The following is a 14937-nucleotide window of genomic DNA, read 5'->3' as shown; positions in this document are numbered from 1 at the left end:
TCGATATAAGGAATGCCTTAATCGTTATGTCGCTCCTGCGCTCATTAACCCTTCGCCAGTTGCAGATCTTCGTCGCTGTTGCACGACACGCAAGCGTCGTGCGCGCAGCAGCGGAACTGCACCTGACGCAGCCCGCGGTGACGATGCAGGTCAAGCAGCTCGAATCCGTGGTCGGGTTTCCTCTGTTCGAGCGCGTTGTACGCCAAATGACGCTGACCGAGGCTGGCGAGCGAATGCTTCACCATGCGCTGCGCATTCTTGGCGAGGTCCGCGACGCCGAGGATGGCCTGCGCGCAATGAAAGGCATCGAGGTCGGTTCGGTGTCAATCGGCCTGATCAGCACTGCAAAATATTTCGCGCCGAAGCTCCTTGCTCAATACGCGGCACGCTACCCTGGCGTGGATATCCAGCTTTCCGAGGGCAATCGCGAGACGCTATTGCGCCTTCTGCAAGACAATGTGATCGATCTGGCGTTGATGGGTCGCCCGCCGCGCGAGCTCGATTCCGTGTCGGAACCGATCGCGCCACATCCTTACGTCCTGGTCGCATCGACCGGGCATCCTTTGCACCACGCAAAGCGTTTCGACTTGCAGGAGCTGCGAAACGAAACTTTTCTACTGCGAGAGCCCGGCTCCGGCACGCGCGCCGTTACCGAGCAGATGTTCAAACATCACCTTTTTTCTCCAGCGAAAACGGCCACACTCGGGAGTAACGAAACGATCAAGCAAGCCGTCATGGCCGGCATGGGAATCAGTCTGCTTTCGCTGCACACTTTGGGCCTGGAATTGCGCACTGACGAGATTGCGCTGCTCGACGTCAACGGCACACCGATCGAGCGCGTCTGGCATATCGTCCATATGACGAGCAAATGGCTGTCGCCGGCGAGCCAAGTTTGCCGTGCGTTCCTGCTGGAACACACAGCCGCGTACCTCGAGCACGAATTCGCCGGACTGCTGCCTGAGCGCGACAAAGGTTTGAGGGAGTGATCAATGCCGGCGACACCCGGTCCCGGAGCGAATTACCGGCACCTGATTACCATCACCTGCGCCGCCTGAGGTATTGATAACCGAAAGTGGGAAACGCGAAGGTCAAAAAAAGGCTCGCCGTGACAGCGTAAAACGCCCAATCCTGCGGAAACGCGTTACCCAAGCGGGATTCAATTACCCGGCCGAGTATCCCCACCGCGAAATAAGCGGCAATCAATTCCAGTAGCCGCAGCCAGATGCTTTTGATGGGCCGCCCGATTGGCAATACACCGAACAGACGCTGGTTCGCGAATGGCAGATTGGCTCCAACGAAAGCCAACAGGATCACGAACCACCCTCCTGCAGATAGATTCATGGCAGGTGTCATCAGCGACGCACCGACTTCGCCATCATCTATTTCGCGGACGCATCTGCCAGCACCCAATCGACCAGGGTCTTGGTGTCCGCGTCACTCAGTTGCGGATGGGCGGGCATGGGCACCGGGCCCCAGGCCCCCGAGCCACCGGACTTTACTTTCTTGATCAGCTTGTCCTCGGCGCTCTTGTCGCCTTTGTACTTCGCGGCAATCTCATGAAAGGACGGGCCGACCATTTTCTGATCCACAGAATGACATGCAGCACAGTCACTCTTGCTCATGATCTCTTTGGCCTTGGTTGCGTCAGCCGCGTGGGCGAGCGACAAACTCGTCATGAGCAACGATGCGATAACCGCGTATTTCATGTCTCCTGCTCCTTTCCTGGTAGGTCTCAAATGCAACATGGATGAAGAATCAGCTTCTGTCCTGCGCCGGCCGAAGCCGGATTCCGTGCTTCCTTCCGAACTCGCCGAACGCTCTATACCTTGACGTATTCCCAACCCTGCCTAAGTCGCATGACGACTTGATCTACCGCGGTCGGGGCGATTGCCGTACCAGGCAAAAGTTGGACCACAACGCCCTTGTTGTTCAAACTTTCAATAGCGTTTTCACAAGCGATAAACCTGAGATTCCGGTGCGCCTGTTGCATACCCCTGATGCGCGACGCGTAGGGAGAAACATCCGCCCTGAGCAAATCAAGCCCGTCTTTGTTGGCCAAAACTTCCACCTGAACCGCATGCGGAGACCGCCCCGCGTCGCTCAAAAGCAGTTCAGCCCTGTCCAGAACCGTCTTCAGCTTCGCCGGATCCGCCGAATCGACATGCAGTACGACTTTTTGATTCTCGACAACACTCGCGCTTCGCGCCGACAGCTGAAAACCTCCCGGCACATTCCCGTCGCCTGGTGGGCGGGCGAACCAACCGCCCGCAGCGCTGACCACGACGAGCAAGAGTGTGGCAACCGCGTGCTCCATCCGAAACGCGGGCCAGCGGGTGGTTCTGCTCTCTACACGCGGCGGCTTCTCGTCGCGAAAGGCATGTTGGACCATGGCCTTGACACGCCACAATTCGAAAATCCGCGCTTCAAGCGCCGGGTCCTCCTCCATCGCGGCGATCATCCTGCCGATTTCGACCGTATCGAGCTGATGGTCGACGAATGCGTTGAGCAACTCGTCTGAAATTTCGTGCGTCATTTGAACCTCACAATGTTCGCTGCCCTGCTCGTCGCGCTTGTCTGCGCCGTGCGCAACAGCTTCGTTGTCAGTGCCTGCCGCGCGCGGGACAAGCGGCTCATGACCGTGCCCACGGGGATATCAAGAATCTCTGCCACTTCCGAGTAGGAAAACTCTTCCAGGTCAACCAGGGTGAGAACCTGCCGCTGTCCGGGAGGCAAGGCAGCGACCGCCGCCCTCACCCTGTTGACGACTTCATTCTGGGCACACGCGTCTTCAGGCGTCAGATCGCTGGCTAGATTCAGCTCGTCGATCTCGTCGATGTCCTCCATATCCACGTGCTTGCGGAAATGGTCGCGCCAGCAGTTGGTGAGGATGCTGAAGAGCCAGCCATCCAACGCCTTCAAGTCGCGCAATTGACTCGACTTGCGCAGCGCCTTCGACAGAGTTTCCTGCACCAGATCCTCCGCCACAGTGCGATTACGGCACCAGGCAAATGCAACCCGGTACAGCCGAGCGCGGCTTTGCTCCAGTCTGTCGTGGAATTCCCTGGTACGGCCCAGGAGCCCAAGAATATTCATCGCTAGCGTCTCGCCCTGATGACGACCCCCTCCACTACTGAAGACGGGCGCAGGCGGCAAATTATTCCATGCAAATCGCCGGTTTCTTCGCCGAAAAAAAATGGAATAAGAAGAAAAATCCTGCCGTCTTATCGAGCAGGAGACATCAAAATGCGCCGCCGGAAAGGTAGGCCGCTGATACGTACAACGCCTTGCCAATAGTACTCCCTCGGGAGAACTCAAACGTATGGGGCGGCGTACGGCGCGGGTCGCAATGCGATGGCAACGAATTTGGCCGTGCTCGCCAAGACGAATTGCTGCGGCACAGCAAACAAGCAAAGAGATTGACACCCCGAACCTGGGTGGGGATGAAGCCCACCTTGGCCGGATGGCGCATGAACGAAAGGAGGAGCAATGTCAGACTTCAGTACGAGACCTGGTCGCCTTAAGCCCGCGCCAGAGAATTTCTTGTCGTCCGACGAGATCGCGCAGGTGCAGTCAGGGCGGCGGGATTTCTTGCGAAGGAGCTTGGTGCTGGCAAGCGGCGCGGCGGCCGCTGCAGTAGCCGGGGGTCCGGCAGCGGCTGAAGGCGGATCGGTTGAGGGAGATCCCGCGATTCTCAAGCTCCCGCCCTGGAGCACCACACTCGGCAAAGCCGTCGCCACCAACCCGTACGGCATGCCCTCACCCTACGAGAAGAATCTGGTGCGCAGGCAAAGTCCGGGGCTCACGCAGGTCTCGCAAGCTTCAGTCGCATTTACGCCTCTGCAGGGGTTGTTCGGGATCATTACGCCCAGTGGCCTGCACTTCGAGCGGCACCATCAGGGATGGGTTGACATCGACCCGAGCCAGCACCGGTTCATGGTCAACGGCCTTGTCAAGCGGCCGAAGGTGTATACGATGGACGATCTCATGCGATTGCCATCGGTCTCCCGCATCCACTTCATCGAGTGTGGTGCCAATAGCGCGATGAACTGGGGAAACGTGGCTGTGCCCACGGTGCAATACACCCACGGCATGCTCTCGTGCAGCGAATTCACCGGCGTCCCGCTGTCGGTGATCCTCGATGATTGCGGCTTCGATCGAAAGCGCGGGAAGTTCATTCTTGCCGAAGGCGCAGACGGCTCCAGTGAGACCCGCACCATTGCCATCGAACGAGCCCTGGACGACGTGATCGTGGCTTGGGGGCAGAACGGTGAAATGCTCCGCCCGGAGAACGGTTACCCACTTCGCCTGGTGGTGCCTGGCGTACAGGGGGTGTCCAACGTCAAATGGCTGCGACGCATCAAGGTCGGCGATATGCCTTTCGGCGCCAAGGACGAAACCGTCGCCTATGCCGATCTTTTGCCAAGCGGTCTGCAACGGCAATACACCTCGATCCAGGAATGCAAGTCGGTCATCACTTCTCCGTCCGGCGGACAGATATTGCTGGAAAAGGGGTACTTCAACGTCACCGGGCTCGCGTGGTCGGGTCGGGGACGCATCAAGCGGGTGGACGTCTCCGCTGACGGCGGTCGAAATTGGCGAACGGCGCGTCTTGAGACGCCCGTCCTGACCAAGGCACTCACCCGCTTCAACATCGACTGGGTCTGGGACGGCAAACCCGCCATCCTGCAAAGCCGTGCCATCGACGAGACCGGGTTTGTGCAGCCAACAATGAAACAGCTGCGCGAGGTACGCGGCACGAAGTCGACCTACCACAACAACGGCGTCCAGTCCTGGATGATCGCGGAGTCCGGCGAGGTGAGCAATGTCGAGGTTAGCTAATACCGGTTTCGTGTTTGCGCTGGCGCTGCCTGCGCTGACCCTTCTTGCCGGTTCTGCCGTCGCGCAAACGGCCCCCCATTCCGGGATCGGCCGCGCTGCCACACCAGCGGAGATCCAGGCGTGGAACATCGACGTGCGCCCGGATTTCGAGGGCCTTCCGAAAGGATCCGGCACAGTGGCCCATGGGCAAACCATCTGGGAAGGCAAGTGTGCCACCTGCCACGGCACCTTCGGCGAAAGCTCCGAGGTGTTCGGTCCGCTCGTCGGCGGCACGACCAAGGATGACATGAAGACCGGCCGCGCAGCAACGCTGGCAAGTCCTCAGCCGCTTCGCTCGACGCTGTCCAAGGACTCGACGCTCTCCACGCTGTGGGACTACATCCACCGTGCCATGCCGTGGAATGCACCCAAGTCCTTGAGTAACGATGACGTTTACGCCGTTCTGGCATATCTGCTGAATCTGGGTGACATCGTACCGCCCGATTTTACGTTGAGCGATCAGAACATCCGCGACGTGCAAAAAATGATGCCAAACCGAAACGGCATGACGCGCGATCACGGCATGTGGGACATCAAGGGCAAGCCCGATACACATAACGTCGCCTGCATGAAGGATTGTGCGACGGACGTGAAGATCGTGTCTTCCCTACCCGATTCGGTACGCAATTTCTGGGGCAACCTGGCTGATCAGAATCGTCCCTTTGGTGAGGCGCGTGGTGCGGAGACTACCAAACCGCCGGGCACGAAGCCGCCCCTGGTCTCACAGCTCTCGCCAGCCGCTGCAGCAGCAACATCGGGCGGTGGCTCGCCGGCGAAGGCCTCATTCAGCGACCTGGCGAGCAAATCCGGGTGCCTCGCCTGCCATGGTGTGAGCAACAAGATCGTAGGTCCGGCTTTTCAGGACGTTGCCGCCAAGTACAAAGGTGACACGAATGCCGAGGCACAACTGATCACCAAGGTCACGCACGGCGGGTCCGGCGTCTGGGGTGCGGTACCCATGCCCCCGCAAGGTCAGATCAAGCACGACGACATCAAGATGCTTGTCCAGTGGGTCTTGTCTGGCGCGCACTGATTGCCTTGCGCACCAGGTTTTCACCAGCGACTCGTGGCCTGCCATCCATCGGGATGCCGTTCCACGAACAAAGAAGGAGGAAGATGACGATGAATGCAATGCGCAGAAAGGCTCTCAAGACCACCGGGAGCATCACCCTGCTTGGAACGTTGCTGGCCGCAGGGGTGTTCAGGCCCGTAGTCGCGTTTGCGGCGGCAACCTGGAACAAGGCAGCGTTCGGCACAACCAGTGTCGACGACACCATCAAGCAGCTTGGTGGCACGAGCGCGGCTGAAAGCAAGGACATCACGCTGACCGCACCAGACATTGCCGAGAACGGCGCCGTAGTTCCGATCTCGGTGACAAGCATTCTGCCAAAGATTACGTCCATCTCGATCCTGATCGAGAAGAACCCGAACACGCTCGCAGCAAGTTTCAACATTCCGGAGGGAACCGAACCCAACGTCAACACGCGCGTGAAGATGGGTGAAACCTCCAAGGTTCACGCGCTTGTCCAGGCCGACGGCAAATTCTATGTGACGTCGAAAGAAGTCAAGGTGACCCTGGGCGGCTGCGGCGGCTGATCTGAAAAATTCGAGGAGAAATACATCATGGCAGATCCGATGCGAATTCGCGCGACCCTGCAGGGCGACGCGGTGGATGTGAAGGTATTGATGGGCCACATCATGGAAACGGGGCAGCGCAAGGACGCCAATGGCGCAGTGGTACCCGCGCACTTCATCCAGATGGTCACCGCCACCTGCAATGGCAAGACAGTGCTTTCTGCGCAGTGGGGACCGGCAGTGGCCAAGAACCCGTACCTGGCGTTCAAGTTCAAGGGCGCCGCCAAAGGGGACAAGCTCCAGGTCACTTGGGTCGACAACAAGGGCGAGACGAGAACCGACGAAGCCGCGATCAATTGAAGCGGCACGAAGCGTGGGCCGCACCGCAGGCTGACTCTCGAAGCGTCCCGGGATCAGACACATCCGGAAGGAGAATGCAATGGGCGATTTCTTCAAGATTTTTAGGGCTGCGTTGATTGGCTGCCTTGTCATCCTGGCGGTGCCCGCCTCGCAATCTGCTGCAGGCCTGTCAAACAAGCAGGTGAAGGTTGTGTACCACCTGAGTGAAGGCATCGATCAAGCCGCGTCCGCTTTGCACAAGATCCGCAATCATTTAGACGTCGATCCCAACGCAAAGATCACAGTGGTCGCCGTCGACTATGGCGTGGACTTCCTTCTGGAAGGCGCGAAAGACAAAAACAACAACCCGTTTGATGCCACGGTTCAGACGCTGGTGAGCCGAGGTGTGGATTTTCGCGTTTGCAACAACACGCTGATCGGCCGAAATATCGACAGGCACAAGGTGATCCCCGAGGCGAAGATCATCCCCGCCGGCATGCCGGAGATCGCCAGGCTGGAGGCTGAAGGTTACGGGTACATCAAGCCGTGATCGGGTAATCATGCGCTACATACGTTGTCTGCATCATTGAGGAGGGAGATTTCATGCGCAAACCAGGCTTCACCCTCGTGGCCTTCGCCGCACTTGGCGTGTTCACCTGTATTGGAACGGCCATGGCCCAAGACTCATCAGGGGACGCCACCGCCCAGTATCGCGAGATGCTTGAGGACGGGAATCCCGCAGACCTTTGGGTAACACGTGGTGAGGGATTGTGGAAGGAGAAGCGCGGGCCGAAGCAGGTGAGTCTCGAGCATTGCGACCTCGGGCTGGGTCCGGGCGTAGTCAAAGGCGCATATGCGCAACTGCCCCGCTATTTCAAGGACACCGACAAGGTACAGGATCTCGAGTCTCGCCTGGTGACCTGCATGGTGACGCAGCAAGGTTATTCGGAAGCGGAAGCCAAAAAGAATCACTTTTCCAAGGAAGACGGCCAGTCGGACATGGAGGCGTTGGTAGCCTACATCGCCGACACATCGCGTGGCGCAAAAATAAACGTACCGCAATCCCACCCGAAGGAGCGGGAGGCTTACCGCGTCGGTGAGCAAATCTTCTACTACCGGGCCGGGCCGCATGATTTTTCCTGCGCCACGTGTCATAGCGAATCCGGCAAGCGGATCCGCCTGCAGAGCCTCGCCAACCTCACGGACCCCAAGGAGGCGGCGCCAGTGTTCGGCGCCTGGCCGGCATACCGGGGTTCGCAAGGTACGGTGCGCTCCATGGAGCATCGCATCTATGACTGCCTGCGCCAGCAGCGCATGCCGCCCGTCGAATACGGATCCGATCTGGTCACGGCGCTCACCGTCTATCTGGGCAAGAACGCGAACGGCGGAATGATGAACGCGCCTGGAATGAAGCGCTAAGGAACGGAGATCGATGCGATGAACAAAGCACTCATGCATGCGCTTGCAGCGTGCGGAATCGCCCTGGCCTGTGCGACCACCGTGCACGGTGAAACCAGTCTCGACCCATCTGCCGAAAAGGTGGTGAAAGCCGGATTCGCCGAAGCGTCCCCGGAATGGCAGGCGCGCCTCACGCAAGACCAGGTCCAGGCGTTGTGCAGCAAGAGCCATAACAATTTGCCTTCCGAGGTCGCAAAGAAGCTCGAAAAGGCCCAGCTTGCCACTATCGTGTATCCGACGTCCGGCAAGCTTCTAGGAGATTGGCGCGAAGGCGAAAAGATTGCACAGGAGGGTCGCGGCCTGCAGTTCTCCGACAAACCGGACGGTCCGGTGGGCGGCAATTGCTACGCATGTCATCAACTCTCGCAGAAGGAGATCGCTTACGGGACGCTCGGACCAAGTCTCTATCACTACGGGAAGCTACGCGGCAATTCCGAAGGGGTCGTGAAATATACCTACGGGAAGATTTACAACTCGGAGGCGTACAGCGCGTGTTCGAACATGCCGCGCTTTGGGCACAACAAGATTTTGAACGAACAACAGATTAAGGACCTGGTTGCGTTGCTACTCGACCCGGATTCTCCGATCAACAAGTAAGACGGCATTCGCCCCCGCAGGAGTAATACATGGCCATGAATCGTAGGGAATTCGCTCAAATGCTGGCGCTTGGCGCTGCGGCGGGTCTGATGCTGGATAGCCCCTTTGCGGCCACCCCGGACTCAAACTTTTATGAATTGCCGCGCTTCGGCAACGTGAGTCTTTTGCACTTTACCGACTGCCACGCGCAACTCCTGCCGATCTACTTTCGCGAACCCAACGTCAACCTTGGTGTGGCCCAGGCGAGCAAACAGCCGCCACATCTGGTCGGGGAGGCCCTTCTCAAGCATTTCGGCATTCCCGCTCGCAGCCGTGACGCCTACGCATTCACCTACCTGGACTTCAACCATGCCGCACAGGTCTATGGCCGAGTCGGCGGCTTCGCGCATCTTGCGACGTTGATCAAGCGCATCAAGGCAAGCCGCCCGGGGGCCCTGGTGCTGGATGGTGGAGATACCTGGCAAGGTTCCGGCACATCCCTGTGGACCAAGGGACAGGACATGGTCGATGCCTGCAAGCTGCTCGGCGTGGACATCATGACTGGGCACTGGGAATTTACGCTCGGCGCCGAGCGCGTCAAGCAACTGGTCGACAACGACTTGAAGGGCAAGATCGACTTCGTCGCGCAGAACGTGAAAACCAACGATTTCGGCGACCAGGTCTTCAAGCCGTACGTGATTCGGCAGATCAACGGCGTTGCGGTGGCCATCATCGGGCAAGCATTTCCCTACACCCCGATCGCCAATCCGCGCTACATGATTCCGGACTGGAGCTTCGGCATCCAGGACGAAAGCATGCAGCAGGTCGTGGACGAAGTCCGTTCGAAGGGTGCCCAGGCCGTCATCGTACTATCGCACAACGGGATGGATGTGGATCTCAAGATGGCCTCGCGCGTGCACGGCATCGACGCGATCATGGGGGGGCATACGCACGACGGTGTACCGGCACCGACGATCGTAAGGAACCGTGGCGGCCAGACGCTCGTGACCAATGCGGGTAGCAACGGGAAATTCCTGGCCGTGCTGGATCTTGATGTGAAGGGCGGAAAAGTCACCGACTATCGCTACAAGCTCCTCCCCGTGTTTGCCAATCTGCTGCCCGCAGACCCGGCGATGGATACGCTCATCAACAAGATTCGAGCGCCATACGAAGGAAAGCTGAACGAGCATCTTGCCACGACCGAAGGTCTGCTCTACCGTCGAGGCAACTTCAACGGGACATTCGACCAGTTGATCCTGGACGCACTGCTGGCGGTAAAGGATGCCGAAATCGCTTTTTCGCCCGGCTTCCGCTGGGGCACCACGTTGATGCCCGGCCAACCGATCCTGATGGAAAACGTCCTCGATCAGACCGCGATCACTTACCCGTACACCACCGTCACGGAAATGACCGGCGACACGATCAAGACCATCCTCGAGGACGTGTGTGACAACCTGTTCAATCCCGACCCCTATTACCAGCAAGGCGGCGATATGGTGCGGGTGGGCGGACTCCAATACACGTGCACCCCGAGCGCAAAGGCCGGTGACCGTATCAGCGAGATGCACCTCAACGGCAAAGCGTTGGAAGCCGGCAAGAAGTACAAGGTCGCCGGCTGGGCCCCCGTGTCCGAGGAGGCCAAGAGCACCGGCGGCGAGCCGATCTGGGATCTCGCGGCGAAGTATCTGCGTGACCAGAAAGTGATCAAGCCGCGTGCGCTCAACCTGCCCAAACTCAAGGGTGTCGAAGGCAATCCGGGCATCGCATGACGCCTCGTTCGGGCATGGCGACCCGCAGTCGATCCAGGGATCTTGCAATTCCCGGAGAGCGCGTGAGGAAGCCCGGTTATCAACAGTTGTAAGGGGCGGCAATCTGCCGATTTCATATCTGGTCTGCAACATGACCGCACAGTTGAATCAGAACCACGTGGGGTGCCTTATGGACAGTCATACACGGCTTTGGAAGTTTGCCATTCCATTTCTTTCACTATTGGTTGCGGCGAGCGCTTATTCGGCGCCGCCAATCACCCTCGCCACCGATCTTCAGAGCGACGCCAAGCAGGTAACGGCACATGACGCCGTATTCCTGCTTGTCTTCAGTCTGCCGGGTTGTCGCCCCTGTGAAGAAATCGAGACGAACTATCTTTCCTCGCTGCAACGAGATCCCCGCTACCACGGCAAGGTATTGATCCGAATGGTCGATGATCTTGCCGGTGATCGCAGACTGGTGGATTTCACCGGAGCCCAGTTATCGCAGCGCGATCTGGCCGCGAAATACAAGGCCCGCCTCGCGCCAACACTCGTCTTCGTCGACGCAAAAGGCAACAGCGTTGCTGAACCCCTCATTGGCGGAGACACGGCCGGATTCTATGGAGCATACCTCGACGCGTCGCTCAAGACAGCAATGAAGACGATTCGCCACGACTAGCAATCCGCTGCAGAACATACCCGTGGCCGAGAACTCGTGAGCCCCCCTTGCGGGGCTCGCCGCTGACCTCCGCCGCCCATGTCTTGTGGCCACCTTCAACATCCATGTATGCGTAGGAACCCATGAAACGCATTATTCTCTTATGGACCATCGGCCTGTGGCTGACGCTGCAAGGGGTAGCGCTGCACGCACGGGATTTCTTGTCGCCGGAGCAGGCCTTCCAGCTCTCCGTTGACACTTCCAATCCCGGGGAGACGCGCCTTACCTGGCAAATTGCGAAGGGATATTATCTTTATCGCGATCACATGGTGATCCACCAGACGCCCGCAAACTCGGTGGCTTCCGTCGACCTGCCGTCAGGCATCAAGAAGCACGATGAGAACTTTGGCGATACCGAGGTGTACCGCGACTCGGTTACCGTGCGTGTTGCAACCGCGGATGCCAAGCAACTCGATGTTCAATGGCAAGGCTGCGCCGACGCGGGTGTTTGTTACCCGCCGCAACAACAGACTTTGCCCCTCACCGCGATTTCCGCGAAATCCGGTAGCAGCAATGCGCAGATGCCATCGCCCGGCGCCGCAGACAGGGACATCAACAACAGTGAAGGTCATTTCACCGGATTGCTCGCAGGGACCGGGTGGGCAGGTGTCTTGACGGTCTTCTTCGGCATGGGGATTTTACTTGCGTTCACCCCATGCGTATTGCCGATGGTGCCGATTCTCTCGAGCCTTGTTGTCGGCAGCCAGGTCAGCCCACGACGTGCATTTGCATTGTCGTTGAGCTTTGTACTGTCGATGGCAATGACCTACGCGGCGCTAGGGGTTGTTGCCGCGTTGGCCGGCGCGAACCTTCAGGCCTTTCTGCAAAACCGCTGGACCGTTCTCGGCTTCGGCATGATTTTCGTCATCCTCGCACTCGCAATGTTCGGGGTATTCGAACTGCAGCTTCCCTCCGGGCTGCGACAACGGCTGGCCGATGCCAGTCAACGCCAGCGTGGGGGCACGCTTGCCGGCACCGCCGCGATGGGCTTTTTGTCCGCACTTCTGGTCGGACCCTGCATGAGCGCCCCCTTGGCTGGCGCCCTCCTCTACATTGCACAGACCGGTAACACCGTCCGGGGCGGGCTCGCGTTGCTCGCACTCGGCTTCGGCATGGGCGTGCCGCTGCTTCTCGTCGGGACCGCCGGTGGGCGTCTCCTGCCTCGGCCGGGCCCCTGGATGAACCGAACCAAGGTCGGCTTCGGCTTCATCCTGTTGGCTACGGCCATCTGGATGGCCCAACGCGTGGTAAGCGCCCCGCTTGCACTGGGCCTGTGGGGAGCATTGCTTCTCGCAATAGCCTGCGCATTGGCGTTCACGTCAGGCGCAAACAATCGCACCGCGTTCAGTCTCGTCGTGCCGCGCTATTTCGGTCTGCTTCTCGGCCTTTGGGGTGGCGTCATGCTCGTAGGGGCGGCTGCAGGCGCGGATGATCCGTGGCGCCCGCTCTCCTTCGGCAATCAACCCGGCGCGGTGACCACCAAGGCCGCCACATCGAGTTTCGTCACCGTGGGCAACGCCAATCAATTTCAGCAGCAACTATCAGCCGCGAAGGCAAGCCATCAAGCGGTTCTGGTTGATTTCTCAGCGGACTGGTGCGTCTCGTGCCACGTGATCGACCGTACTGTCTTCGGCGACGCTCGGGTGCAACAGGCGCTCTCGGGAGTCCGGCTGGTTCGCGTCGACGTGACCAGGAATTCACCCGATCAGCAGGCATTGATGCAGCGCCTCCAGGTCATGGGGCCGCCCACGGTGATGTTGCTTCAAAGCAGTGGCGAAGAGCAGCGCAGCCTGCGGTTTGTCGGGGAATTCGGCGCCGATGACCTACTGGAGCACTTGGTCCAATTGCGTGAGCGCGAGGGCGCGTGAGGGCGAACTACTGCGACGCCCGGCACTGCGCACGACGCTCGCACCTCGGTTACGCCAGCGGCGATCGGTCGGATTTGATCTGGAACTTTGGCAAAGGAAGCTATGAATACATTGAGGAAAGTCGCGGCGACCTTGGTGGCAGGCGGCATGATGCTCGCCGACAGCCCGGCAATGGCCGTGGGTGACGCACCGGGCGGGCCGGCGGTCAACGAACTCAACTTCCAGCCTCCAGTTACCAAAGTCGCCGAAGAGTTATACAGCCTGCACACGATGATGCTGATCATCTGCCTGGTGATCTTCATCGGCGTATTCGGCGTGATGTTCTACTCGGTGATCAAGCACCGCAAGTCGAAGGGCCACCAACCTGCCAGCTTCCATGAAAGCACCACCGTGGAAGTGATCTGGACGGTCGTGCCGTTCATCATCGTCATCGCGATGGCCCTGCCCGCGACGCGTACCGTGGTCGCGATGAAGGACACCACCAACGCCGACGTCACCATCAAGGTCACCGGCTACCAGTGGAAGTGGGGCTACGACTACCTGAAGGGCCCGGGCGAGGGCATCAGCTTTCTCTCGACGCTCACCACGCCGCGCGAGCAGATCAATGGCCTGCAGCCCAAGACCGACACGTACCTGCAGGAAGTCGACAATCCGCTGGTCGTACCGGTCAACAAGAAGGTGCGCATCATCACCACGGCCAACGACGTGATCCACTCGTGGTACGTACCGGCCCTGGGCGTGAAGCAGGACGCGATTCCCGGCTTCGTGCGCGACACTTGGTTCAAGGCCGAGAAAGTCGGCGAATACCGCGGCTTCTGTACCGAACTGTGCGGCAAGGAACACGCGTTCATGCCGGTGGTCGTCAAGGTCGTCTCGGAAGATGACTACGCCAAATGGGTCGACCAGAGGAAGAAGCTGATGGCCGCCTCCGTCGACGATCCGAACAAGATCTACACCCTGCCGGAGCTGATGGAGCGCGGCCAAAAGGTCTACGCGTCGAACTGCGCGGTGTGCCACCAGCCCAACGGCCGCGGCGGCGGTGCGTTCCCGGCGCTGGACGGCTCGAAGATCGCCACCGGTCCTGTCGCGGATCACATCGGCATTGTCCTGCACGGCAAGAACGCCATGCCGAACTGGAGCCAGTTGAACGACGTGGAGCTGGCCTCGGTCATCACGTTCGAACGAAATTCGTGGGGAAACAAGACCAGTGAAATCGTACAGCCGGCGCAGGTGCGGGATGCACGCGGCGGCAAGAGCGCCGACGCCGGAAGCGCGAGCTCGAAGGGCTGAGCGCCGGCCGTGCGGATTGACATGATCAACGACGGAGATTGGGTATGACATCGACCACTCACGAAGCCACGGCGGGTCACACGCACGCCCACGACCATCCGCTCGGCTGGCGCCGGTGGCTGTTCGCGACGAATCACAAGGACATCGGCACGATGTACATGGTGTTTTCGTTCGTCATGCTGCTCTCGGGCGGCGTGATGGCACTGCTCATCCGTGCCGAGCTGTTCGAGCCGGGCCTGCAGTTCATGCGTCCGGAGTTCTTCAACCAGCTCACCACGATGCACGGCCTCGTGATGATCTTCGGCGCGATCATGCCGGCGTTCGTCGGCTTCGCAAACTGGATGATTCCGCTGCAGATCGGCGCATCGGACATGGCCTTCGCGCGCATGAACAACTTCAGCTTCTGGCTTCTGCCCGTGGGCGGTCTGCTGCTGCTGGCGTCGTTCCTTGTGCCGGGCGGCGCGACCGCGGCCGGCTGGACCATGTA

16 protein-coding genes and 1 pseudogene are annotated in these 14937 nt (G+C 59.6%); 13 read left to right on the top strand and 4 right to left on the bottom strand.

The window, feature by feature from the left end; all coding sequences use genetic code 11:
* Positions 1–26 precede the first annotated feature (26 nt).
* Entirely contained in the window at positions 27–986 is a 960-nt protein-coding gene (locus PTE30175_RS20585) for a LysR family transcriptional regulator (RefSeq protein ID WP_150699005.1), read from the top strand.
* A gap of 52 nt (positions 987–1038) precedes the next feature.
* Here PTE30175_RS20585 and PTE30175_RS20580 read toward each other — a convergent pair whose 3' ends face one another.
* From PTE30175_RS20580 to PTE30175_RS20565, 4 genes are all read right to left on the bottom strand, one after another.
* On the bottom strand, positions 1039–1341 hold the full coding sequence (locus tag PTE30175_RS20580; RefSeq protein ID WP_150698936.1) for a DUF2818 family protein: 303 nt from the start codon (positions 1339–1341) through the stop codon (positions 1039–1041).
* A 38-nt stretch (positions 1342–1379) separates the two neighbouring features.
* Entirely contained in the window at positions 1380–1706 is a 327-nt protein-coding gene (locus tag PTE30175_RS20575; protein WP_150698935.1) for a c-type cytochrome, read from the bottom strand.
* Positions 1707–1819: 113 nt separating this feature from the next.
* Complete coding sequence (locus tag PTE30175_RS20570) at positions 1820–2533, bottom strand: hypothetical protein (RefSeq protein ID WP_150698934.1); 714 nt, start codon at positions 2531–2533, stop codon at positions 1820–1822.
* A complete protein-coding gene (locus PTE30175_RS20565; RefSeq protein WP_150698933.1) occupies positions 2530–3093 on the bottom strand; it encodes an RNA polymerase sigma factor in 564 nt (187 codons plus the stop codon). Before PTE30175_RS20565 ends, PTE30175_RS20570 begins: the two co-directional genes overlap by 4 nt.
* 393 nt (positions 3094–3486) lie before the next feature.
* Here PTE30175_RS20565 and soxC point away from each other — a divergent pair, with 393 nt between their 5' ends.
* From soxC to PTE30175_RS20505, 12 genes and pseudogenes are all read left to right on the top strand, one after another.
* On the top strand, positions 3487–4839 hold the full coding sequence (gene soxC, locus PTE30175_RS20560; protein ID WP_150698932.1) for a sulfite dehydrogenase: 1353 nt from the start codon (positions 3487–3489) through the stop codon (positions 4837–4839).
* A 10-nt stretch (positions 4840–4849) separates the two neighbouring features.
* Positions 4850–5911 (top strand): c-type cytochrome, encoded by a 1062-nt coding sequence (locus PTE30175_RS20555; RefSeq protein WP_224788896.1) that lies wholly within the window; start codon positions 4850–4852, stop codon positions 5909–5911.
* 89 nt (positions 5912–6000) lie between these two features.
* Complete coding sequence (soxY, locus tag PTE30175_RS20550) at positions 6001–6474, top strand: thiosulfate oxidation carrier protein SoxY (RefSeq protein ID WP_150699004.1); 474 nt, start codon at positions 6001–6003, stop codon at positions 6472–6474.
* Positions 6475–6501: 27 nt separating this feature from the next.
* The gene (gene soxZ, locus PTE30175_RS20545) at positions 6502–6813 is read left to right on the top strand and encodes a thiosulfate oxidation carrier complex protein SoxZ (protein ID WP_150698930.1); all 312 of its coding nucleotides are present in this window, start codon (positions 6502–6504) and stop codon (positions 6811–6813) included.
* A gap of 79 nt (positions 6814–6892) precedes the next feature.
* Positions 6893–7342, top strand: coding sequence for a DsrE family protein (locus PTE30175_RS20540; RefSeq protein ID WP_191629156.1), 450 nt, complete (start codon positions 6893–6895; stop codon positions 7340–7342).
* A 53-nt stretch (positions 7343–7395) separates the two neighbouring features.
* On the top strand, positions 7396–8211 hold the full coding sequence (soxA, locus tag PTE30175_RS20535) for a sulfur oxidation c-type cytochrome SoxA (RefSeq protein ID WP_150698929.1): 816 nt from the start codon (positions 7396–7398) through the stop codon (positions 8209–8211).
* 18 nt (positions 8212–8229) lie between these two features.
* A complete protein-coding gene (soxX, locus tag PTE30175_RS20530) occupies positions 8230–8847 on the top strand; it encodes a sulfur oxidation c-type cytochrome SoxX (protein WP_150698928.1) in 618 nt (205 codons plus the stop codon).
* A gap of 35 nt (positions 8848–8882) precedes the next feature.
* Positions 8883–10595, top strand: coding sequence for a thiosulfohydrolase SoxB (soxB, locus tag PTE30175_RS20525; RefSeq protein WP_191629157.1), 1713 nt, complete (start codon positions 8883–8885; stop codon positions 10593–10595).
* 130 nt (positions 10596–10725) lie between these two features.
* Positions 10726–11253 carry a thioredoxin family protein gene (locus PTE30175_RS20520; RefSeq protein WP_150698926.1) on the top strand — a complete coding sequence of 176 codons (528 nt, stop codon included), beginning with the start codon at positions 10726–10728 and terminating at the stop codon, positions 11251–11253.
* A 122-nt stretch (positions 11254–11375) separates the two neighbouring features.
* Complete coding sequence (gene dsbD / locus PTE30175_RS20515) at positions 11376–13160, top strand: protein-disulfide reductase DsbD (protein ID WP_150698925.1); 1785 nt, start codon at positions 11376–11378, stop codon at positions 13158–13160.
* Positions 13161–13307: 147 nt separating this feature from the next.
* Positions 13308–14441, top strand: a pseudogene (coxB, locus tag PTE30175_RS20510) (cytochrome c oxidase subunit II); the annotation flags it as partial.
* Positions 14442–14494: 53 nt separating this feature from the next.
* Positions 14495–14937, top strand: a 443-nt coding sequence (locus PTE30175_RS20505) for a cbb3-type cytochrome c oxidase subunit I (protein WP_191629155.1), incomplete at its 3' end; no start/stop codon positions are given.

Source organism: Pandoraea terrae (assembly GCF_902459695.1).
GTDB classification, from domain to species: domain Bacteria; phylum Pseudomonadota; class Gammaproteobacteria; order Burkholderiales; family Burkholderiaceae; genus Pandoraea; species Pandoraea terrae.
Note: the sequence above shows the minus strand (reverse complement) of the source record. Positions and strands in the feature narration are given on the sequence as shown.